The sequence below is a fragment of the Pseudomonas sp. MYb2 genome (assembly GCF_002979955.1).
Taxonomy (GTDB): domain Bacteria; phylum Pseudomonadota; class Gammaproteobacteria; order Pseudomonadales; family Pseudomonadaceae; genus Aquipseudomonas.
The window spans coordinates 103,045-125,641 of record NZ_PCQC01000017.1 but is presented as its reverse complement, the minus strand read 5'-3'; the positions used below and the strand labels follow the sequence as shown (position 1 = coordinate 125,641).

The following is a 22,597-nucleotide window of genomic DNA, read 5'->3' as shown; positions in this document are numbered from 1 at the left end:
TGTCCCCTTCGTCTAGTGGCCTAGGACACCGCCCTTTCACGGCGGTAACAGGGGTTCGAGTCCCCTAGGGGACGCCACGATTACCCGCTCTGCGGGATTTTATAAGGGTCATTCAATTATTGAATGGCCCTTTTGTTTGTCTGGCGTTTGGCCAATTCTCCTTTTTCCTTACACTGTGCTTCAGACCAGCGGTCATATCCTTGACTTGCAGAATATTATTATGCGAATAATATTCTAGTCGTAATATTCGGAGGCAACGATGAACGATAAAAAAGCTCAAACCCGCGAACGCATCCTCAAGGCTGCCAGCTCCGCACTGATTCAGCGTGGCCCGGCAGACCCTAGCGTGGGTGAAGTGATGGGCGCAGCCGGCCTGACCGTCGGCGGCTTCTATGCGCACTTCGAAAGCAAGGACGCGATGATGCTTGAAGCGTTCAAGCAATTGCTCGGTCGCCGCCGCGACCTGATTGCTGACATGGACACGCAACTGACCGGTGAAGAACGCCGTGCTCTGGTCGCTGCGTTCTATCTGTCACGCAAGCACCGTGACTCCAGCGAAGCGGCGTGCCCTATTCCGGCTTCCATTGGCGAACTGGGTCGTTTGCCGGACTCGTTCCGGCTTGCGCTGAACGAACACCTGGAATTGATGGTGGCGCAGTTGGCGTCCAGCCCTGAGGACACCGATAAAGCGCTGGCCGACATGGCCTTGATGGTGGGTGGTCTGGCACTCGCAAGAGCGCTGGGTCCGGGAGATTTATCCGATCGATTGCTGCGCGCTGCCAAGTCGGCGGTGCGTTGACCTGAAGGCAACACGCCTGAGGAGAGAGCGATGAACACGTTGAAGTGGGTTCGTGGCGTTAATGGCACCTTGGGCTGGATTGCACCGAAACGGGTGGCGAGCAAAATGCGTCTGGCGTTCATGACGCCGCGCGCGCTGCCACTGCGCGAATGGGAACTGCCGATGCTGGCCAATGCCGAGCGGATTACGTTGCGCTTCGGTCTGTCGGCACTGCGCTGGGGTCAAGGTCCGACCGTGCTGCTGATGCATGGTTGGGAAGGGCGGCCCACTCAATTCGCCTCGTTGATCACCGCGCTGGTCGATGCCGGTTACACCGTTGTCGCGCTTGATGGCCCGGCCCACGGTCGTTCGCCGGGGCGTGAGGCCAATGTGGTGTTGTTCGCTCGGGCGATGCTCGAAGCGGCGGCGGAGTTACCGCCGCTGCAAGCAGTCATCGGCCACTCCATGGGCGGCGCCAGCGCGATGCTCGCCGTGCAATTGGGCTTGCGTACCGAAACCCTCGTCAGCATCGCTGCTCCAGCGCGAATTCTTGGTGTGCTGCGTGGTTTTGCCCGATACGTCGGTATGCCGCCGCGAGCCCGCTCCGCGTTCATTCGTCAAGTCGAGCAGGATGTCGGCATGCGCGCTGCCACGCTGGACGTCGCGCACTATCAACTGGATATGCCCGGCCTGATCGTGCACGCCGAGGACGACAACTTCGTCTCGGTCAAAGAGTCGCAATTGATCCACGAATCCTGGTTCGACAGTCGCTTGCTGCGCCTCGAGGGCGGTGGTCATCAGCGCGTATTGGCCGACCCTCGGGTGATTGATGGGGTGTTATCACTGCTGGCCGGTCGCAGCCTTCAGACGCGCCAATCGGCGTGAGCTCCGTTACACTGCCCCGGTTGAATAACTGACCGGGAGTGGGGCATGGGCTGGGATCGGGCAACGCCGTTTACCATTGATCTGCAAGTAGGCGCCGAGGACATCGACGGGCTCGGCCACGCGAACAACGCGGTGTACGTGACTTGGCTCGAGCGTTGCGCCTGGCGCCATTCGCAGCGTCTGGGCCTGGATCTGGTCGAATATCGGCGGCTGGATCGAGCGATGGCCGTGGTTCGTCACGAGATCGATTATCTGGCCGCCGCCTATGAAGGCGATGAGTTGCAATTGGCGACCTGGATCGTCGATTGGGATCAGCGCCTGAAGATGACCCGGCATTTCCAGCTCAAGCGCCCGAGCGACAACACCACGCTGTTGCGCGCGCAAACCACGTTTGTCTGCATTGAGCTGTCCACCGGCAAGCCGAAGCGCATGCCGGCAGAGTTCATCGAAGGTTATGGCCCGGCTATCCTGCTCTCAGAGTCTGCGCAAATCTAATGTAGGAGTGAGCCTGCTCGCGATAGCGGTGTGTCAGTCGAAACATATGTGACTGACACACCGCTATCGCGAGCAGGCTCACTCCTATAAGGAATATGTGTTGTTCTGCGGATTTGTGCGATATCCAGTAAACTGCCGCACGTTTTTCCTCAAGTAGTGTTTTTCCCATGCAAATTGCTCTGGCGCCCATGGAGGGGTTGGTCGACGACATCCTCCGCGACGTGCTGACCCGCGTTGGTGGCATCGACTGGTGCGTGACCGAATTCATTCGGGTCAACGACCAGTTGCTCACTCCAGCGTACTTCCACAGGTTCGGCCCGGAGCTGCTCAATGGCGCCCGCACCGCATCCGGTGTGCCATTGCGTGTGCAGTTACTCGGTTCCGATCCGGTGTGCCTGGCGGAGAACGCTGCGCTGGCCTGCGAACTCGGCTCCGAAGTGATCGACCTCAACTTCGGCTGCCCGGCCAAGACCGTCAACAAGTCCCGAGGCGGAGCCGTACTGCTGAAAGAGCCGGAACTGCTCAACCAGATCGTCGAGCACGTGCGCCGCGCCGTACCTGCGCACATCCCCGTGACGGCGAAGATGCGCCTCGGTTTCGACAGCCCGGACGGTTCGCTGGTCTGCGCTACGGCGTTGGCTGAAGGTGGCGCCGAGCATATCGTGGTTCACGCCCGAACCAAGATGGACGGTTACAAGCCGCCGGCACATTGGGAATGGATTCCGCGTGTACAGGACGTGGTCAAGGTCCCGGTGTTCGCCAACGGCGATATCTGGAGCGTCGAAGACTGGCGCCGTTGCCGCGAAATCAGCGGCGTGGAAGACATCATGCTCGGTCGCGGACTGGTTTCGCGCCCCGATCTGGCCAAACAGATCGCTGCTGCGCGCGCGGGTGAAGACGTCGTCGAAATGACCTGGGCCGAGCTGATGCCGTTGATTCAGGACTTCTGGCTGCAAGCCAAAGCGCAGATGACCGCACGCCAATCGCCGGGCCGTTTGAAGCAATGGCTGGCGATGCTGACGCGCAATTATCCTGAGGCTACGGAGCTGTTTACTGTGCTGCGGCGCGAGACCGAGCCGGATCATGTTTCGCGTTTGTTGGGTTTGCCGGTCGCAGAAGCGGCCTGAAAAAAATCTGCAAATATTCTCTTGAAATCATTTCAGCGGTCCCTATTTAAGGGTTACGCGATGCCGAATTCGGGTCGCGGAGACAAGAAAACTTGCTGATTTTTTTTCAGGAGATTTGCACCATGAGTACCGCATTTTCCCTCGCGCCACTGTTCCGTTCCTCGGTAGGTTTCGACCGTTTCAACGACCTGTTCGAAACCGCCCTGCGCAACGAGCCAGGCAGCAGCTACCCACCTTACAACGTCGAAAAGCACGGTGATGACCAGTACCGCATTGTCGTCGCCGCCGCCGGTTTCCAGGAAGAAGACCTGGAGCTGCAAGTCGAGAAAGGTGTGCTGACCATCAGTGGCGGCAAGCGTGACGCCAACGAAGGCGTGACCTTCCTGCACCAAGGCATCGCCCAGCGTGCATTCAAGCTGTCTTTCCGCTTGGCTGATCACATCGAGATCAAGGCGGCGGATCTGAAAAACGGTCTGTTGAGCATCGACCTGTTGCGAGTGATCCCGGAAGAAGCGAAAGCCAAGCGCATTCCGATCAACGGGGTGGAGAAGCCGGTTCTGCAATAAGACCGAGCAATGAAAAGGGCGCCACTGGCGCCCTTTTTTGTGCCCGTCATTCCAGCAGCACTTTCAGATCCTCCAGCGCCACCGGCCGACTGTGCAAATAACCCTGATACAAATGGCAGCCCAGCCCTTGCAGGAATGCCAGTTGCTCCGGTGTTTCCACGCCCTCGGCAATCACTTCCAGCTCCAGACTGCGGGCCATGGCGACAATCGCGCGAATGATCTCGGCATCGTTGGGGTCAGTGGTCGCATCACGGATAAACGACTGGTCGATTTTCAGCGTGTCCACTGGCAGACGCTTGAGGTAAGTCAGCGACGAATAACCGGTGCCGAAATCGTCCATGGCAAAACTCACGCCGAGCTTTTTCAGACGACGCATTTTGCTGATGGTGTCTTCCAGGTTCTGGATGACGATGCCTTCGGTGATTTCCAGTTTCAGCAACGAGCACGGCAGGCCATGGCTGGTCATGCTGTGTTCGATGCGCTCGACAAAGTCGTTCTGGCGAAACTGTCGCGGGCTGATATTGACGCACAGGCTGAAATTGAGCGGGTCGACCAGTTTCAGCGCGATCAGTTGTTTGAATGCATTGCAGGCTTCGTCGAGGATCCACGTACCGACTTCGAGAATCAGACCGCTGTCTTCCAGCACTTTGATGAACTCTGTGGGCGATTGTGCGCCGAGTTCCGGGTGATTCCAGCGCACCAGGGCTTCGGCGCCGATGATGCGGTTATCCCGCGCGTCGATCTGCGGCTGGAAGTGCACATTGAATTCACCGCGCGACAGCGCCAGGCGCAAGTCGGTCTCCATGCGCAGCCGTTCACTGGCGGCCTTCTGCATGGTGTTGTGGTACATCTGCGTGGTGTTGCGCCCGGAATCCTTGGCCCGATAAAGCGCAATATCGGCGCGCTTGAGCAGGTCGGTCGGCGTCGAGCCGTGATCGGGGATCAGCGCCACGCCGATGCTCGGCGTCACTTGCAGGCGCTGGCCGTCGAGGAACATCGGTTCCGACAGCAATTCACGCAGGGTATCGGCCAGATTGCGCACTTGTGCGCTGACTTCGTTGCGCGAGCCTTCAAGGCCACTGAGCAGCACGACAAACTCATCGCCGCCCAGGCGCGCAACCGTATCCTCCATGCGTACGCTGGCTTCGAGCCGTGCAGTAATGATCTTCAGCACCGTGTCGCCGACCGGATGGCCGAGGGAGTCGTTGATGTGTTTGAAGTGATCGAGGTCGAGAAACAGTAACGCGCCGCGCAGGTTGTGACGCTTGAGCAGGGCGATCTGCTGGCTCAGGCGATCCATCAGCAGGGCGCGGTTGGGCAGGTTGGTCAGCGGGTCGTGATAAGCCAGATGACGGATTTGCGCTTCGGCGTTTTTCAGCAGGCTGACATCACGAGCGGTCAATAGCAGACAGGCGGTTTCGTTAAGGGTGATCGGTTCGACGGAAACTTCCACCGTCAGCATCTCTCCGCGTTTGTTGCGCCCGAGCATTTCCTGGTGGTGTACGCGGCCCTTGATCTGCAGTTCGGCCAAGAGTGCCGAGCGTTGCTTTTCCTCAGCCCAGATGCCGACCTGATACACGGTTTTACCCACCACTTCGTCGGCGCGATAGCCGGTGAGCCTGCAGAAGCCATCGTTGACCTCCAGATAGCGTCCGGTGTCGCGCTCGGTAATGGTGATGGCGTCGGGGCTGGAGTGAAACGCCTTGGCGAATTTCTCTTCACTGGCTTTCAGCGCCGCTTCCGAGCGCTGCTGCTGGGTAATGTCGCGCAGGGTGGTGACGATGCAGGGTTGATCGCCGACGCTGATCTGCCGGCTGGAAATCACGCAGGTCAGCGATTGGCCGTCCTTGTGCTGCACGATGATCGCGACATTGCTCAAGCCCTGTTCGCGAATCACCCGTTCAATGCGTTGCAGACTTTTTGCCGATGCGTCCCACAGGCCGATTTCTTCGGCGGTGTGGCCAATCACGTCGGCAGCGCTCCAGCCGAAGGTTTGGGTAAAGCTGTTATTGATTTCGATGAACTCGCCACTGTCCTGACGGGTGACGCAGATTGGGTCGGGGCTGACCTGAAACAGCGTGGCGAATTTTTCTTCCGAGGCCACCAGCCGCTGTTCGCGCTCGACCTGATCGGTGATGTCCAGCAGGGTGCCGGCCATGCGCAGCGGTGCGCCGTTGTCGTCGCGGTAAAGGCGGGCGCGACTTTCCAGATAGCGCGAGCTGCCGTCGGGCAGTTGCACGCGATAGGTCAGCTGATAATTGCCCGCCGGGCCTTCGCGCAGGCTGCGGTAGGCGTCGCGCATGCTGTCGCGTTCTTCGCCGGGCACCCCTTCGAAAAACTCGTCGAACGATTCGTGAAATGGTTTTGGCTCCAGCCCGTGCAATTGCGCGGCCCGCGCTGAGCCGTAAAGCATGCCGCTGGGAATGTGCCAGTCCCAGGTGCCGAGCTGCGCGGAGTCCAGCGCCAGGTCGAGGCGTTCCTGGCTGTCCTTGAGCGCATGTTCGGCGGCTTTGCGTTCGGTGGTGTCGAGGAAAGTGCTGAGCAGATACGGCTGGCCTTCGAGTTCGACCTTCTGGGCGCTGAGAATGCCGTCATGAATCTGCCCGTTGCTCGCGCGAAACTGCACTTCCATGCTGATCAATTCGCCCTTGGCCTTGGTTTTCTTGACCAGTTCCGCGCGCTGCTCCGGATGCACCCACAGGCCCAGTTCCAGTGTGGTGCGACCGATGGCACTCTGTACCGGCCAGCCGAACAGGCTTTCAAAATACTGATTGGCCTCGCTGATCAGACCGTCTTCCTGGCGGGTCAGCAGGACCATGTTCGGGCACAGGTGGAAAAGTGTCGCGAAACGTTTCTCCGAGCTGCTCAGGGCCTGTTCGCGTTGGCGCTGGTGGGTGATTTCACGAATCACCCCGATCATTCGGGGGCGCCCGTGTTTATCCGGCAGCAGGCTGCCGCTGATCTCCAGCCAGTGCAGGCTGCCGTCCGGCCAGCGGATGCGGTGGTGCATCGCCTGTTCCAGCGGTGCGCCGGCAATCACCGCGTGGAAGGCGCGGACGGTTTTCGCGCGGTCTTCCGGCGGCAGCAGATCGAGGTATTCCAGATCTTCGGGCAGCGGTTGCCGAGGATCGAAGCCGAACAATGCCTGGGTGCCACGCGACCAACTGATCTGCCCGCGCTCGATGTCCCAATACCAGGCGCCGAGCCGTGCGCCGTTGAGTGCGGCGAGCAATTGTGGCGCACTCTCCCAGCTCTGCTCGGAATGACGCGGGTCAATGGCCTGAATACGCGGCATCGGCGGAATTCGGTCAACAGATTTCGGCATCGTTAACAGGCCTTGAGCTGATGGTGGCATTAGGCACAGGGACAGCGGCTCTATAGGAGTAGCACAAGTTGGCCTCAAGTCCCTGGCAGATCGATTTGTGCATCCAGCAAGGCCATAAACGCTCTTGCTGCATTCGATAGCGTCCGTTCGGTGTGCAAGATATAGCCTAGCTGGCGACTGAGCTGTATGCCCGGCAATACGATGCTCGCCACTTGATCGTCGAGCATGGTGCGCGGCAAAACGCTCCAGGCCAGGCCAATCGAGACCATCATCTTGATGGTTTCCAGATAGTTGGTGCTCATGGCGATGTTTGGCGTCAGACCCTGCGCCTCGAACAAGCGTTGGACAATATGGTGGGTAAAGGTGTTGCCGCCGGGGAAAACCGCCGGATGACCGGCAATGTCCGCCAGACTGACGGCACCGTTATTGATCAGCGAATGCTCTGGGGCGACCACAAAATCCAGCGGGTCGTCCCAGACGGGTGTGGCTTTGACCAGTGCGTGAGGCTCCGGCGCAAGGGTGATGACCGCCAGTTCGGCGCGGCCATGGAGAATTTCCTCGTAGGCCACTTCCGAATCGAGGAACTGAATATCCAGCGCCACCTGTGGGTAACGGCGGGTGAACTCCCTTAACAGCGGCGGTAAACGGTGCAGGCCGATGTGATGACTGGTGGCCAGGGTCAGGCGGCCGCTGACTTCGCCGGTCAGGTTGGTCAGTGCGCGGCGGGTGTCGTCGAGCACGTTGAGAATCTGATAGGCCCGCGGCAGCAGGGCGCGCCCGGCCTCGGTCAGGCCGACTTCACGGCCCAGCCGATCAAACAGGCGCACCTTCAATTGTTGCTCCAGCCCGGCGATGCGCTTGCTGATCGCCGGTTGCGTCAGGTGCAGCCGTTCGCCGGCGTTGGAGAAGCTGCCGGTCTCGGCAATCGCGATAAAAGCGTTGAGGTTGGCCAGATCCATGGTTGTATTCCAGTTGGTTATCCAAAGCATAAAAAATATGAATTTGAGTTATTTAATCTAACCTCATACGATCGGCCTCACAAGCCAAAGGGTTATTGATAAGCCCAGGGCATAGAAACAAGCTGATGAGGAACCGTCTGATGGCCGGCAAAACGCTCTACGACAAGCTCTGGGATTCGCATTTGGTCAAGCAGCGCGACGATGGCTCGGCGCTGATCTATATCGATCGTCACATCATTCACGAAGTGACCTCGCCGCAAGCCTTTGAAGGCCTGCGTCTGGCCGGGCGCAAGCCTTGGCGCATCGATGCCAACATCGCGACCCCGGACCACAACGTACCGACGACGCCAGAGCGCAAGGGCGGCATCGAAGCCATTGCCGATCAGGTCTCGCGTTTGCAGGTTCAGACCCTCGACGACAACTGCGATGAATACGGCATCGTCGAGTTCAAGATGAATGACGTGCGCCAAGGCATCGTCCATGTGATCAGCCCGGAGCAGGGTGCAACCCTGCCGGGCATGACCGTGGTCTGCGGCGACTCGCACACCTCGACTCACGGCGCGTTCGGCGCTCTGGCTCACGGTATTGGCACTTCCGAGGTCGAGCATGTGCTCGCCACTCAGTGCCTGGTCGCCAAGAAAATGAAAAACATGCTGGTGCGCGTTGAAGGGCAATTGCCGTTCGGCGTGACCGCCAAGGACATCGTCCTCGCAGTGATCGGCAAGATCGGCACCGCTGGCGGCAATGGCCACGCCATCGAGTTCGCTGGCAGCGCGATCCGCGACTTGTCCGTTGAAGGGCGCATGACCATCTGCAACATGTCCATCGAAGCCGGCGCCCGCGTGGGTCTGGTGGCAGCGGATCAGAAGACCGTCGATTACGTGAAGGGCCGTCCATTTGCCCCGAAAGGCGCGGAATGGGACATGGCTGTCGAAGCCTGGAAAGACCTGGTCTCCGACGCCGATGCCAAATTCGACACCGTGGTTGAACTTGACGCCGCGCAGATCAAGCCGCAAGTCAGCTGGGGCACTTCGCCTGAGATGGTTTTGGCCGTTGATCAGAACGTGCCGGATCCGGCCAAAGAGATGGATCTGGTCAAACGCGACTCGATCGTCCGTGCCTTGAAATACATGGGTTTGACCGCCAATCAGGCGATCACCGACATTCAACTGGATCGCGTGTTTATCGGTTCCTGCACCAACTCGCGGATCGAAGACTTGCGCGCTGCGGCGGTGATCGCCAAGGGCCGTAAAGTCGCATCGACCATCAAGCAAGCGATCGTGGTGCCGGGCTCGGGTCTGGTCAAAGCGCAGGCTGAGGCCGAAGGTCTCGACAAGATTTTCCTCGAAGCCGGTTTCGAATGGCGTGAGCCGGGTTGCTCGATGTGCCTGGCGATGAACCCGGACCGTTTGGAGTCCGGCGAACATTGCGCCTCGACCTCCAACCGTAACTTCGAAGGCCGTCAGGGCGCCGGTGGCCGCACCCACCTCGTCAGCCCGGCCATGGCGGCTGCGGCTGCGGTGAACGGTCGTTTCATCGACGTTCGTGAATTGATCTAAAGGAGCGCAGCATGAAAGCTTTTACCCAGCACACTGGTCTTGTCGCGCCTTTGGATCGTGCCAACGTCGACACTGACCAAATCATTCCGAAACAGTTTCTGAAGTCGATCAAGCGCACCGGTTTTGGTCCTAACCTGTTCGACGAGTGGCGTTATCTGGATGTCGGGCAACCGTATCAGGACAACTCCAAGCGTCCGCTGAACAAGGACTTCGTCCTTAACGCCGAGCGTTATCAAGGCGCCAGCGTGTTGCTGGCCCGCGAGAACTTCGGTTGCGGCTCCAGCCGTGAACACGCGCCGTGGGCGCTGGAAGAATACGGTTTCCGCAGCATCATCGCGCCGAGCTACGCCGACATCTTCTTCAACAACAGCTTCAAAAATGGCTTGCTGCCGATCATCTTGAGCGACGCTGAAGTCGATGAGTTGTTCAAGCAGGTTGAGGCTGAGCCGGGTTATCAATTGCAGGTTGATCTGCAGGCGCAGACCGTGACCCGTCCGGATGGCAAGGTGTACAGCTTTGAGATCGATGCGTTCCGCAAGCATTGCCTGTTGAACGGTCTCGACGATATCGGTCTGACCTTGCAGGACGGTGATGCGATTGCGACGTTTGAGGCCAGGCATCGGGTTAGCCAGCCGTGGTTGTTCCGTGACGCGTGATTGATTCGAGGTTGATGTAGTCAGGGCCGGCCCCTTCGCGAGCAGGCTCGCTCCCACACTTGAAATGCATTCCCCTGTGGGAGCGAGCCTGCTCGCGAAGACGGCAGCCCGAACAACACAAATATCAGGATGTGACCATGACCAGCACCGCCCAACACACTCAGGTCGTACAAAAGCAATTCGGTGAACAGGCCGCCGCCTACCTGAGCAGCGCCGTTCACGCTCAAGGCACCGAATTCGCACTGCTACAAGCTGAGCTGGCCGGGCAGGGCGAAGCGCGGGTGCTGGACTTGGGGTGTGGCGCCGGTCATGTCAGTTTTCATGTCGCACCGCTGGTCAACGAAGTGGTCGCTTACGACCTGTCGCAGCAAATGCTCGACGTGGTCGCCGCCGCTGCGATTGATCGCGGTATCGGCAACATTTCCACGGTCAATGGCGCCGCCGAGCGTCTGCCGTTTGCCGATGGCGAGTTCGACTTCGTGTTCAGCCGTTATTCGGCGCATCACTGGAGCGATCTCGGCGTGGCCCTGCGCGAAGTTCGCCGGGTGCTGAAGCCAGGCGGTGTGGCGGCGTTCGTGGATGTGTTGTCACCGGGCAGCCCTTTGTTCGACACTTATCTGCAAAGCGTCGAAGTGCTGCGTGACACCAGCCATGTGCGCGATTACTCCGCCGCTGAGTGGTTGCGGCAGGTCAGCGAGGCCGGTTTGCATGTGCGCAGCACCACGCGGCAGCGCCTGCGTCTGGAGTACACCACCTGGGTTGAGCGCATGCGCACACCTGAAGTGATGCGCGCAGCGATCCGCCAGTTGCAGCAGTCGATGGGCAACGAAGTGCGCGAATATTTTGAGATTGATGCCGACGGCTCGTTCAGTACCGATGTGATCGTACTGATGGCCGAGCGCTAAGAATTTTTCCGGGCGCGCCTGAGATGGCGCACCGACTGAAGACACGAGGAAAGCATGAGCAAGCAGATTCTGATTCTCCCAGGTGACGGTATTGGTCCGGAAATCATGGCCGAAGCGGTCAAGGTGCTGGAACTGGCCAACGACAAGTACAGCCTGGGCTTCGAGCTGAGCCATGACGTGATCGGTGGCGCCGCCATCGACAAGCACGGCGTGCCGCTGGCCGACGAAACCCTCGACCGTGCCCGCGCTGCCGACGCCGTGCTGCTGGGCGCCGTTGGCGGGCCGAAATGGGACACCATCGAGCGTGATATCCGCCCTGAGCGCGGTCTGCTGAAAATCCGTGCGCAACTGGGCCTGTTCGGCAACCTGCGTCCGGCGATCCTGTACCCGCAACTGGCTGACGCTTCGAGCCTGAAGCCGGAAATCGTTGCCGGTCTGGACATCCTCATCGTCCGTGAGCTGACCGGCGGCATCTACTTCGGCGCGCCGCGTGGCACCCGCACTTTGGAGAACGGCGAGCGTCAGTCCTACGACACGCTGCCGTACAGCGAAAGCGAAATCCGCCGCATCGCCCGCGTCGGTTTCGACATGGCTATGGTTCGCGGCAAGAAGCTCTGCTCGGTGGACAAGGCCAACGTGCTGGCCTCCAGCCAACTGTGGCGTGAAGTGGTCGAGCAAGTGGCCAAGGATTACCCGGAAGTCGAACTGAGCCACATGTACGTCGACAACGCCGCCATGCAACTGGTGCGCGCGCCGAAGCAGTTCGACGTGATCGTCACCGACAATATGTTCGGCGACATTCTGTCCGACGAAGCGTCGATGCTCACCGGTTCCATTGGCATGCTGCCTTCGGCCTCGCTGGACTCCAACAACAAGGGCATGTACGAGCCTTGCCATGGTTCCGCTCCGGACATCGCCGGTAAAGGCATTGCCAACCCGTTGGCGACCATTCTGTCGGTGTCGATGATGCTGCGTTACAGCTTCAATCTGCACGACGCGGCCGATGCCATCGAGAAAGCCGTCAGCGTTGTGCTCGATCAAGGCCTGCGCACTGGCGACATCTATTCGGCTGGTTGCAGCAAAGTCGGTACGCAGGAAATGGGCGACGCAGTAGTCGCCGCGCTGCGGAATCTGTAATCTCTCGGGCCCGCTGCGAAATTCAATACAAAGCAGCGGCCCACTTTTCAAGAAGGTGTAGTTGCGATGAAACGTGTAGGTCTGATCGGTTGGCGCGGGATGGTCGGTTCCGTGCTCATGCAGCGGATGCTGGAAGAGCAGGATTTCGATCTAATCGAGCCGGTGTTTTTCACCACGTCCAACGTCGGTGGCCAAGGCCCGTCCGTGGGCAAGGACATTGCTCCGCTCAAGGATGCTTACAGCATTGATGAGCTGAAGACCCTCGACGTGATTCTGACCTGCCAGGGCGGCGACTACACCAGCGAAGTGTTCCCGAAGCTGCGCGAAGCCGGCTGGCAGGGTTACTGGATTGATGCGGCCTCGAGCCTGCGCATGAACGATGACGCGGTCATCATTCTCGATCCGGTCAACCGCAAGGTTATCGATCAGCAGCTCGATGCGGGCACCAAGAACTACATCGGCGGCAACTGCACCGTCAGCCTGATGCTGATGGGCCTGGGCGGTCTGTTCGAGGCGGGTCTGGTCGAGTGGATGAGCGCCATGACCTATCAGGCGGCTTCCGGTGCCGGCGCGCAGAACATGCGTGAACTGATCAAGCAAATGGGCGCGACCCACGCCGCTGTCGCTGATCAACTGGCCGATCCGGCCAGCGCGATCCTCGACATCGACCGTCGCGTGGCCGATGCCATGCGCAGCGAAGCGTACCCGACCGAAAACTTCGGCGTACCGCTGGCCGGCAGCCTGATCCCGTGGATCGACAAGGAACTGCCGAATGGCCAGAGCCGTGAAGAGTGGAAAGCTCAGGCCGAGACCAACAAGATCCTCGGTCGCTTCAAGAGCCCGATCCCGGTCGACGGTATCTGCGTGCGCATCGGTGCGATGCGGTGCCACAGCCAGGCGCTGACCATCAAGCTGAACAAAGACGTACCGATCGCCGATATCGAAGGGCTGATCAGCCAGCACAACCCTTGGGTCAAACTGGTCCCGAACCAGCGCGAAATCAGCATGCAGGAGCTGAGCCCGACCAAGGTCACTGGCACCCTGAATGTTCCGGTGGGTCGTCTGCGCAAGTTGAACATGGGTTCGCAATTCGTCGGTGCCTTCACCGTTGGCGACCAACTGCTGTGGGGCGCGGCCGAACCGCTGCGTCGCATGCTGCGTATCTTGCTTGAGCGTTGATCGCCTGAAGCAATGAAAGAGCCCGTGCCTTGTGAGAGGTGCGGGTTTTTTTATGCCTGACGGTTTTCGGGAGACTGTGCCGGCCTTATCGCGAGCAGGCTCACTCCTACAGGGTTGAGGGTGCACACAAAATTCAGGTTCACACCGACCACTGTAGGAGTGAGCCTGCTCGCGATGAGGTCAGTCCAAGCGCCACAAGTCCCGGCAGAAATTGCCTGTGCGCCAGTCACCCGGTAAAGTGCCGCTCCCCCCGTTTCGCCAGAGGCTCGCACCATGACCCAGACCCTAGATATTGCCGTGATCGGCGCCACCGGTACTGTCGGCGAAACCCTCGTACAGATTCTCGAAGAACGCGACTTCCCGGTCGGCAACCTGCACCTGCTGGCGAGCAGCGAATCTGCCGGCAGCTCGGTGCTGTTCCGCAACAAGAACGTACGCGTTCGCGAAGTCGACGAGTTCGATTTCAGCAAGGTCAAACTGGTGTTTTTCGCCGCGGGCCCGGCCATTACCCTGAGCTACGCCGCGCGCGCCCATGCTGCCGGTTGCTCGCTGATCGACTTGTCCGGTGCATTGCCAGCCGATCAGGCACCGCAAATCGTTCCGGAGGCCAACCCCGCTGTGCTCGCCGGTTTGAAGGCGCCGTTTCAAGTCAGCAGCCCAAGCCCATCGGCCACTTCGCTCGCCGTGGTGCTGGCGCCGCTGCTCGATCTGATCGACCTGCAATACGTGAACGTCACCGCCAATCTCGCCGTGTCCGCACAGGGTCGTGAAGCTGTGACCGAGCTGGCGCGGCAGACCGCCGAGCTGCTCAACATGCGCCCGCTGGAGCCAACCTTCTTCGATCGGCAGATGGCTTTCAACCTGCTGGCGCAGGTCGGCACGCCTGACGCACAGGGCCATACGCTGCTGGAAAAACGTCTGGTGCGCGAGTTGCGTCAGGTGCTGGCACAGCCTTCTTTAAAGATTTCCGCAACTTGCGTTCAAGCCCCGGTGTTTTTTGGCGATAGCTTTAGCGTGACCTTGCAGTCAACGTCGGCTGTCGACCTGGCAAAAGTCAACGCTGCACTCGAAGATGCGGCCGGGATCGAGCTGGTCGAGGCCGGTGATTATCCGACCGCCGTGGGTGACGCGGTAGGCCAGGACGTGGTCTATGTCGGGCGCGTGCGCAGCGGAGTCGACGACCCGGCGGAACTTAATCTGTGGCTGACGTCAGATAACGTACGCAAAGGTGCAGCCCTTAACGCTGTGCAGGTGGCTGAATTGTTGATAAAAGACCTGCTGTAAAAGATACTTGGCAACAATTTGTCGACTGATTCTAGGTGAGCGCTATGCTTGCCCGGAGCGCTGGATAACGTGTCACCCTCCGGGACTTTCCGGGGCATCAAAGAAATGAGCGCGCGCGACATCTGTCGTCGTCGCGCGCAATGCCTTACGGCAGCGGCAATCAATATCTTCTCGCTGGCCGAGGAACGTTCAAACAAAGGATGAGGCTATGGTTCAAGTTCGCAAACTGGTGTTAGCAATAGCGGCCGCCTCGGCGCTGTCCTCCGGTATGGCGCATGCCCTCGGGCTCGGGGAGCTGACCCTGAAGTCGACCCTGAACCAGCCGCTGGTGGCTGAAATCGAGCTGCTCGACGTCAAGGATCTCACTGCTGCCGAAGTGGTGCCGAGCCTGGCTTCACCCGAAGATTTCGCCAAGGCCGGCGTCGATCGCCAGGCCTTCCTCAATGACCTGACTTTCACTCCGGTGCTCAACGCCAGCGGCAAAAGCGTGCTGCGCGTAACGTCGAGCAAGCCGTTGTCGGAACCGATGGTGAAATTCCTCGTGCAGGTGATGTGGCCGAACGGTCGTCTGCTGCGCGATTACAGCGTGCTGCTGGATCCATCGAAGTTCTCGCCGGAGACCGCTGACGCCGCCGCACAACCGGCGCCGTCGCAGACCATCGCCGCACCGACCACGGGCGCCACACACCCGACGCAATACACCACCACGCCGCGCGATACCCTGTGGGAGATTGCCGCGAAGGCGCGCAACGGTGGTTCGGTGCAGCAGACCATGCTGGCTATTCAGGCACTGAATCCGGATGCGTTCATTGGCGGTAACATCAACCGTCTGAAAACCGGTCAGGTGCTACGTCTGCCGGATTCGGTGCAAAGCACTGCATTGCCGCAGTCCAAAGCAATTGCCGAGGTCGCGGCGCAGAACGAAGCCTGGCGCACGGGCCGTCGCTATGTGGCCAAGCCCGGCACCGGTCAGCAGCAGCTCGATGCGACCAACCGTGGTCGCGGCAATACCGCTGGAGCACAGAACGCCCAGGACAATCTGAGCCTGGTCTCCGCCGAGAGTGCCAAGGCGCGCGGCAAAGGCCCGGCAGGTGACGCCCAAGCCTTGAGCAACAAGCTTGCAGTCACTCAGGAAAACCTCGACACGACCCGTCGTGACAACGAGGAACTGAAAAGCCGCATGTCCGATCTGCAAAGTCAGATGGACAAGCTGCAAAAGCTCATCGAGCTGAAGAACAATCAACTGGCGAAACTGCAGGCCGAAGGCGCGGGCGCTGCCCCGGCCGCGAATGGCGCAGTCGCGCCGGTTCCGGCGATCACTGCTGAGCTGGCTGCCACACCGCCGGCTACTCCTGCAGAAGCAGCGCCGACGCCAGAATCTGCCATTGCTCCACCTGCCGAAACACCGGTTGAGCCAGTGGTCGAGCCGGTTGTCGAAACCAAACCTGCGGCTGATGATGAAAAAACCTTCAATGAGCTGCTGACCAATCCGATCCTGTTGGGTCTGATCGGTGGCGGTGCGGTAGTTCTGCTGCTCCTGCTGTTGCTGTTGGCGCGTCGCCGCAAAGCTCAGCAGGAAGCTGAAAAGCATGTGCGCATGGCTCGTGCGCTGGCCGAAGAACAAGAGTTCTCCGCCGAGCAGGATCTGCCGGAAAGCAGCTTCGAAGGTCTGGAAACGCCAGCGGCGAGCGTCAAGCTCAACACTCCGGCGCCTGCTCCTGCTCCAGTCGTGGCTCCGGTAGTGGCGCCGATCGTGATGGCTGAGCCGATTGCCGCGCCGCTGGTGGCGCCGGCCGCCGAGCGTTCCGATGACGTGCTCGACAAGGCGCAATCGCACATCAATGCCGGTCGCCTGAATCAGGCTGCAGCATTGCTGGAGGAGGGCGTCAGCCTCGAGCCGCAACGCAGCGATCTGCGTCTGAAACTGATGGAGGTCTACGGTCAGCAGGGCGATCGCGATGCGTTCGTCGGCCAGGAACGTCAGTTGGTGGCCAATGGCGACAACTTTGCCAAGGTCGAAGAACTGAAGAGTCGCTTCCCGGCGATGGCCGTCGTCGCTGCTTCGGGGCTGGCCGCTGCTGCCGTGGCTGCTGAGCTGGATGCACAGTACGTCAAGGAACTGTTGCTGGATGAGCCTGAAGCGCCTGCGCCAGCTCCTGTTGAAGATGACCTGGACAGTGCGTTTGACCTGAGCCTGGACGATCTCGACAACATCACGCCAGTTGAGCCGGCGCCTGTGGTTGAGCCCGAAGCGCCGGTCGAGCTGGACGAATTCCCGTCCGACGATGACCTGAGCTTCGAGTCGGTGCTGCAACAGCAGACCGACATCAAAGAGAATCTGGATGACCTGTCGGACTTCGATCTGGATCTGGATCTCGGTGCCGAGCCGGCGGCTCCTGCGGCTGATCTGGCGGACGATGACTTCCTGCTGGATCTGGACGAAGGCGTGAAGGATCTGCCTCCAGTCGAGGCGCCGGTGGTAGCTGACGTGCCGCAGGATGATCTGGAGCTGCCGGCTGATTTCGATCTGTCGCTGGCCGACGAAATGGACAGCAATCCGGCGGCTGAGCCTGACGCATTCGCAGCAGAACTGGATGACGTCAACGCCGAGCTGGATCGTCTGTCGCAAAGCGTTGCCGAACCGACCTTCACTGAAGCCGATGCGGCAATCGGTGGTGATCTGGGTGAAGACGATTTCGACTTCCTTGCCGGCACCGACGAGGCCGCGACCAAGCTCGATCTGGCGCAGGCCTATATCGACATGGGCGATGCCGATGGTGCACGCGACATCCTCAACGAAGTGCTGACCGAGGGTGACGAGAAACAGCGTGGTGAAGCCAAGGAAATGCTCTCGAGCCTGTAGTCAATCTGCGGTAAACAAAACGGCAGCCCATTGAGGCTGCCGTTTTTGTTTGTGCCGGATTCAGTGGTGTCTGAAGGATTGCTATCGCGAGCAGGCTCACTCCTGCATTTGGAATGCGTTCCCCTGTAGGAGTGAGCCTGCTCGCGATAGGGCCAGAACTGCCAATAGAGAGTTCTGGCATCCCTGAACCACAGCCTTATAATGCCCGCCTTTGTAAAAACAGCAGGCTGTCCCACCTTGGCAAACATAGATAACCCGGTCGCCGAAATGGCCCCCGACGGCTTTTACCGCGTTGCGTTGGGCGTTGAGTACAAAGGCTCGCGCTACAGCGGCTGGCAGCGTCAGTTGACGGGTGTGGCGACGGTGCAGGAAGAACTCGAAAAAGCCCTGTCGAAAGTTGCCAACTCGCCGGTCTCCTTGCAGTGCGCCGGGCGCACCGACGCCGGCGTGCATGCCTGCGGACAAGTGGTGCACTTTGATACCACGGTTGATCGTTCGCTGAAAGCCTGGGTCATGGGCGCCAATATCAATCTGCCCCACGACATCAGCGTCAGTTGGGCGCGGGTGATGCCGGCGCATTTCCATGCGCGGTTCAAAGCCATCGCCCGGCGCTATCGCTACGTGATCTACAACGATCAGATTCGCCCGGCGCATCTCAATGAAGAAATCACCTGGAACCACCGTCCGCTAGACGTCGAGCGCATGGCCGAGGCCGCGCAGTATCTGATCGGCACCCATGATTTCAGTGCGTTTCGCGCCGGCCAGTGTCAGGCTAAGTCGCCGATCAAGAAGATGCATCACCTGCGCGTGACCCGTCACGGCAAGATGATCGTGCTCGACATCCGCGCCAATGCATTCCTGCATCACATGGTGCGCAACATCGCTGGCGTACTGATGACCATCGGTGCGGGCGAGCGTCCAGTCGAATGGATGAAGGAAGTGCTGGAAAGCCGCGAGCGCCGCTCTGGTGGGGTGACCGCGCATCCGTACGGGTTGTACCTGGTGCAAGTCGAGTACCACGACGAATTCCCGTTGCCCGAGCGTTTTATCGGGCCACATTTCCTTACGGGTTTCTCCGAACTTGACGGCTGACGCCTTCGAACGCTTTTGTTACCATCCGGGACTTTCCCGGATTTTGCCTTGGAGTTTTTCTCGACATGCCAGCCGTTCGCAGCAAGATCTGCGGGATTACCCGCATGGAAGATGCGTTGGCCGCCGTCGAAGCCGGGGCTGATGCGATCGGTTTCGTGTTTTACGCCAAGAGTCCACGCGCGGTGAGCGTGCAGCAGGCGCGTGCGATCATCAAGGCGTTGCCGCCGTTCGTGACCACTGTGGGCCTGTTCGTCAACGCCAGCCGCTGCGAGTTGGGGGAAATCCTCGATGCCGTGCCGCTGGATCTGTTGCAGTTCCATGGTGATGAAGTCGCTGAAGACTGTGAAGGCTGGCACCGTCCGTATATCAAGGCGCTGCGGGTCAAGGCTGGCGATGACATCGCCGCTGCCGTTGATGCTTACCCGAGCGCCAGTGGCGTGCTGCTCGACACTTACGTCGAAGGCGTGCCCGGCGGAACCGGTGAGGCGTTCGACTGGTCATTGATTCCGCAAGGTTTGAGCAAGCCGTTGATTCTTGCCGGTGGTTTGACCCCCGAGAACATCGCCGACGCCGTGGCGCGGGTAAAACCCTACGCGGTAGACGTCAGCGGTGGAGTAGAGGCGAGCAAAGGCATCAAGGATCACGCAAAGATTCGCGCATTCATCAACGCTGCACGCAAAGCTCCATATTGATGTGACGGCTGGCAGTCTGCCGCCGTCCATCAATGCACTTGCACAAAGCAGGCGCGGCTGAGGGTTTGGGGATAGCACGCAGGTCATGTTTCGCGCTGACCGTGGCTGTCTGTCAACCATCGCCACACACATGAATTTAGCTGAAGGGCATACGCGGGGCTGCGAACCAGAGCGTTCGGGCCGCCGGTACTGGAGAAAAAAAGCATGAGCAACTGGTTGGTAGACAAACTGATCCCTTCGATCATGCGTTCCGAGGTCAAGAAGAGCTCGGTCCCTGAAGGTCTGTGGCACAAATGCCCGTCTTGCGAGGCGGTGCTGTATCGTCCAGAGCTGGAAAAGACCCTGGACGTTTGCCCCAAGTGCAACCACCACATGCGCATCGGCGCACGTGCACGCATCGACATCTTCCTCGATGCCGAAGGTCGCAACGAACTGGGCGCCGATCTGGAGCCGGTTGACCGTCTGAAGTTCCGCGACGGCAAGAAGTACAAGGATCGCCTGACCGCCGCACAGAAGCAGACCGGCGAAAAAGACGCGCTGATCTCCGTCAGCGGCACCTTGCTGGGCATGCCGGTGGTGGTTTCGGCGTTCGAATTTGCCTTCATGGGCGGTTCGATGGGTGCCATCGTTGGTGAGCGCTTCGTCCGCGCTGCCAACTACGCCCTGGAAAACCGTTGCCCGATGATCTGCTTCGCCGCTTCCGGCGGTGCGCGCATGCAGGAAGCGCTGATCTCGCTGATGCAAATGGCCAAGACTTCCGCCGTGCTGGCGCGTCTGCGTGAAGAAGGCATTCCGTTCATCTCGGTGTTGACCGATCCGGTCTACGGCGGTGTTTCCGCGAGTCTGGCGATGCTCGGCGACGTGATCGTCGGTGAGCCGAAAGCCCTGATCGGCTTCGCCGGTCCGCGCGTTATCGAGCAAACCGTGCGTGAAAAACTGCCGGAAGGCTTCCAGCGCAGTGAATTCCTGCTGGAACACGGTGCCATCGACATGATCGTCCACCGTCAGGAGCTGCGCCCACGTCTGGGTAACCTGCTCGCACAGATGACTGGCAAGCCGACGCCGAAATTCGTCGCCGCGCCAATCGAGCCGATCGTGGTTCCGCCGGTACCTGCTGGCCTATGACCGAGCGCACCCTTGGCGAGTGGCTCGCCTACCTTGAGCAGTTGCATCCATCGGCCATCGACATGGGCCTGGAGCGTTCGCAACAGGTAGCGTCCCGGATGGGGCTGGGCCAGCCGGCGCCTCGGGTGATTACGGTCACCGGCACCAACGGCAAGGGTTCGACGTGCGCATTCGTGGCTTCATTGCTGCGCGCGCAGGGCCTAAGCGTTGGTGTCTACAATTCCCCGCATCTGCTGCGTTACAACGAGCGGGTGCAGCTCAATGGCGTCCAAGCCACTGACGCGCAGCTGTGCGAAGCCTTTGCTGCAGTCGAGGCCGGGCGCGGCGACACTTCCCTGACTTACTTCGAAATGGGCACCCTCGCGGCGTTCTGGCTGTTCCAACAGGCCGGACTCGATGCGGTGGTGCTTGAAGTCGGTCTGGGCGGGCGTCTGGACACGGTCAACGTGGTTGATGCCGATATCGCACTGGTCACCAGCATTGGCGTCGATCACGCCGATTATCTGGGTGATACCCGTGAATCCGTGGCTTTCGAAAAGGCCGGTATCTTCCGTCAGGGCAAACCTGCCTTGTGCGGCGATCTGAATCCTCCGCAACCGCTGCTCGACAAGGCGCGTGAACTGGCCTGTCCGTTCTTCCTGCGTGGACGCGATTTCGACCTTGGCATCACCGATCAGCACTGGCAGTGGCGCGGCACCGATGCGCAAGGTCAGGCTGTTGAGCTGCATGACTTGCCGCTGCTCGATCTGCCGATGGAAAACGCCGCGCTGGCGTTGCAGGCGTACCTGCTGCTTGGTTTGCCGTGGGATGCGCAGCAGATCGTCGTCGCCCTGCAGGCGACGCGCGTGGTCGGGCGCCTTGATCGCCGCTCGTTCGATTGGAGCGGCAAGCGCCTGAATGTGTTGCTGGATGTTGGTCACAATCCGCATGCCGCCGAGTATCTGGCCCGTCGTCTGGCCGCGCGGCCGCCAGTCGGCAAGCGCTTGGCGGTATTTGGTCTGCTGGCTGACAAGGATCTGGATGGTGTTGTCGGCGAGTTGAGTGCTAGTGTCGCGCACTGGGCAGTGGCGCCGCTGGATTCGCCGCGAGCTCGCCCGGTAGCTGAATTGCAGGCGGCATTGCAGAACCTTGGTGCGTCGGTCACGTCTTACGACAGTGTTGCCGCCGCGCTGGAAGGGCAGTGCGCCGTAGCTACCAGCGACGACGAGATTCTGTTGTTCGGATCATTTTATTGTGTCGCCGAGGCCCTTGAATGGCTGGCCCGGCGCTCCACGGAGGAAGCGGCAAATGGCTTTGCTGGATAAAGCTTACAAGCAGCGCATGGTTGGCGCTTTGGTGCTGGTCGCGCTGGCGGTGATCTTCCTGCCGATGCTGTTTTCCCGTCAGGATGAGCAGCGTCAGGTGACTGTCGAGGCGCCGGCTGCTCCGCAAGCGCCTGCCATGCCGCAAGTGCAAATGGATGCGGTCGCCGTGCCTGAGCCGCAAGCCTTGCCGCAAGAGCCAGTGCCAACGGATGAAGAAGTCGCAGAAGATACTGCGCCTGCTGCACCTGTTGCGCCTGCGCCGACGGCTCCCATTATGATCACCAAGCCTGTTGCGCCTCCCGCGGTGGCCAAGCCGATTCCTGCGCCTGCTCAGCCGATCACTGCGTCCTCGTCCAGGCCGGACACAACGCAAAGCCGCGTCGATGCCAACGGTCTGTCGGTGAGCTGGTCGGTGCAACTGGCCAGTCTGTCGAGTCGTGCCAGCGCCGAAAGCCTGCAGAAGACCCTGCGCAGTCAGGGCTATAACGCTTACATCCGCTCTGCCGACGGCAAGAATCGGGTGTTTGTCGGCCCGCTGATCGAGCGTGCCGAGGCTGATCGTCTGCGTGATCTGTTGGGGCGTCAGCAGAACCTCAAGGGTTTTGTTGTGCGCTTCCAGCCTGAGCGCGGCTAAAAACTATCGCCTCGATTGAAATGCACTGACAA

19 protein-coding genes and 1 tRNA gene are annotated in these 22,597 nt (G+C 60.2%); 18 read left to right on the top strand and 2 right to left on the bottom strand.

Annotated elements, in window-relative coordinates:
- Position 1 precedes the first annotated feature (1 nt).
- The 6 genes from CQ009_RS23700 (at position 2) to CQ009_RS23675 (ending at position 3,851) form a co-directional block, all read left to right on the top strand.
- A tRNA-Glu gene (locus CQ009_RS23700) sits at positions 2-77 on the top strand.
- Positions 78-259: 182 nt separating this feature from the next.
- Positions 260-799: a TetR/AcrR family transcriptional regulator gene (locus CQ009_RS23695; protein ID WP_064389117.1), complete on the top strand. Its 540-nt coding sequence runs from the start codon at positions 260-262 to the stop codon at positions 797-799.
- Between the two features lie 30 nt (positions 800-829).
- Positions 830-1,663 carry an alpha/beta fold hydrolase gene (locus CQ009_RS23690; protein WP_064389118.1) on the top strand — a complete coding sequence of 278 codons (834 nt, stop codon included), beginning with the start codon at positions 830-832 and terminating at the stop codon, positions 1,661-1,663.
- Positions 1,664-1,708: 45 nt separating this feature from the next.
- Complete coding sequence (locus CQ009_RS23685) at positions 1,709-2,158, top strand: thioesterase family protein (RefSeq protein WP_064389119.1); 450 nt, start codon at positions 1,709-1,711, stop codon at positions 2,156-2,158.
- 167 nt (positions 2,159-2,325) lie between these two features.
- Positions 2,326-3,285: a tRNA-dihydrouridine synthase gene (locus tag CQ009_RS23680; protein ID WP_105708867.1), complete on the top strand. Its 960-nt coding sequence runs from the start codon at positions 2,326-2,328 to the stop codon at positions 3,283-3,285.
- A gap of 122 nt (positions 3,286-3,407) precedes the next feature.
- Positions 3,408-3,851 carry an Hsp20 family protein gene (locus CQ009_RS23675; RefSeq protein ID WP_064389121.1) on the top strand — a complete coding sequence of 148 codons (444 nt, stop codon included), beginning with the start codon at positions 3,408-3,410 and terminating at the stop codon, positions 3,849-3,851.
- Between the two features lie 46 nt (positions 3,852-3,897).
- Here the strand turns inward: CQ009_RS23675 and CQ009_RS23670 are convergent, their stop codons facing one another.
- Together CQ009_RS23670 and CQ009_RS23665 are read right to left on the bottom strand one after the other, a co-directional pair.
- Positions 3,898-7,176, bottom strand: coding sequence for a PAS domain S-box protein (locus tag CQ009_RS23670; RefSeq protein ID WP_105708866.1), 3,279 nt, complete (start codon positions 7,174-7,176; stop codon positions 3,898-3,900).
- Between the two features lie 74 nt (positions 7,177-7,250).
- On the bottom strand, positions 7,251-8,135 hold the full coding sequence (locus tag CQ009_RS23665; RefSeq protein WP_064389123.1) for a LysR family transcriptional regulator: 885 nt from the start codon (positions 8,133-8,135) through the stop codon (positions 7,251-7,253).
- Positions 8,136-8,275: 140 nt separating this feature from the next.
- Between CQ009_RS23665 and leuC the strand changes: the two genes are divergently transcribed.
- The 12 genes from leuC (at position 8,276) to CQ009_RS23605 (ending at position 22,565) form a co-directional block, all read left to right on the top strand.
- Positions 8,276-9,694 carry a 3-isopropylmalate dehydratase large subunit gene (gene leuC / locus CQ009_RS23660; protein WP_016984527.1) on the top strand — a complete coding sequence of 473 codons (1,419 nt, stop codon included), beginning with the start codon at positions 8,276-8,278 and terminating at the stop codon, positions 9,692-9,694.
- Between the two features lie 11 nt (positions 9,695-9,705).
- Entirely contained in the window at positions 9,706-10,350 is a 645-nt protein-coding gene (gene leuD, locus CQ009_RS23655) for a 3-isopropylmalate dehydratase small subunit (protein ID WP_064389124.1), read from the top strand.
- Between the two features lie 137 nt (positions 10,351-10,487).
- Positions 10,488-11,255, top strand: coding sequence for a class I SAM-dependent methyltransferase (locus CQ009_RS23650; RefSeq protein ID WP_105708865.1), 768 nt, complete (start codon positions 10,488-10,490; stop codon positions 11,253-11,255).
- Between the two features lie 54 nt (positions 11,256-11,309).
- Positions 11,310-12,392 (top strand): 3-isopropylmalate dehydrogenase, encoded by a 1,083-nt coding sequence (leuB, locus tag CQ009_RS23645; protein WP_038363640.1) that lies wholly within the window; start codon positions 11,310-11,312, stop codon positions 12,390-12,392.
- Positions 12,393-12,458: 66 nt separating this feature from the next.
- Positions 12,459-13,571 carry an aspartate-semialdehyde dehydrogenase gene (gene asd, locus CQ009_RS23640; RefSeq protein WP_007913448.1) on the top strand — a complete coding sequence of 371 codons (1,113 nt, stop codon included), beginning with the start codon at positions 12,459-12,461 and terminating at the stop codon, positions 13,569-13,571.
- A gap of 273 nt (positions 13,572-13,844) precedes the next feature.
- Positions 13,845-14,855 carry an aspartate-semialdehyde dehydrogenase gene (locus CQ009_RS23635; protein WP_064389126.1) on the top strand — a complete coding sequence of 337 codons (1,011 nt, stop codon included), beginning with the start codon at positions 13,845-13,847 and terminating at the stop codon, positions 14,853-14,855.
- Between the two features lie 208 nt (positions 14,856-15,063).
- The gene (locus CQ009_RS23630) at positions 15,064-17,718 is read left to right on the top strand and encodes a FimV/HubP family polar landmark protein (RefSeq protein WP_064389127.1); all 2,655 of its coding nucleotides are present in this window, start codon (positions 15,064-15,066) and stop codon (positions 17,716-17,718) included.
- Positions 17,719-17,985: 267 nt separating this feature from the next.
- Positions 17,986-18,810 (top strand): tRNA pseudouridine(38-40) synthase TruA, encoded by an 825-nt coding sequence (gene truA / locus CQ009_RS23625; RefSeq protein WP_034152768.1) that lies wholly within the window; start codon positions 17,986-17,988, stop codon positions 18,808-18,810.
- Positions 18,811-18,875: 65 nt separating this feature from the next.
- Positions 18,876-19,502: a phosphoribosylanthranilate isomerase gene (locus tag CQ009_RS23620; RefSeq protein WP_105708864.1), complete on the top strand. Its 627-nt coding sequence runs from the start codon at positions 18,876-18,878 to the stop codon at positions 19,500-19,502.
- Positions 19,503-19,706: 204 nt separating this feature from the next.
- Entirely contained in the window at positions 19,707-20,627 is a 921-nt protein-coding gene (gene accD / locus CQ009_RS23615; protein WP_064389129.1) for an acetyl-CoA carboxylase, carboxyltransferase subunit beta, read from the top strand.
- Positions 20,624-21,931, top strand: coding sequence for a bifunctional tetrahydrofolate synthase/dihydrofolate synthase (gene folC, locus CQ009_RS23610; protein ID WP_105708863.1), 1,308 nt, complete (start codon positions 20,624-20,626; stop codon positions 21,929-21,931). The genes accD and folC overlap by 4 nt, the downstream gene beginning before the upstream one ends.
- Positions 21,915-22,565, top strand: a complete 651-nt coding sequence (locus tag CQ009_RS23605; protein ID WP_105708862.1) for an SPOR domain-containing protein — start codon at positions 21,915-21,917, stop codon at positions 22,563-22,565. Before folC ends, CQ009_RS23605 begins: the two co-directional genes overlap by 17 nt.
- Positions 22,566-22,597: the final 32 nt, after the last annotated feature.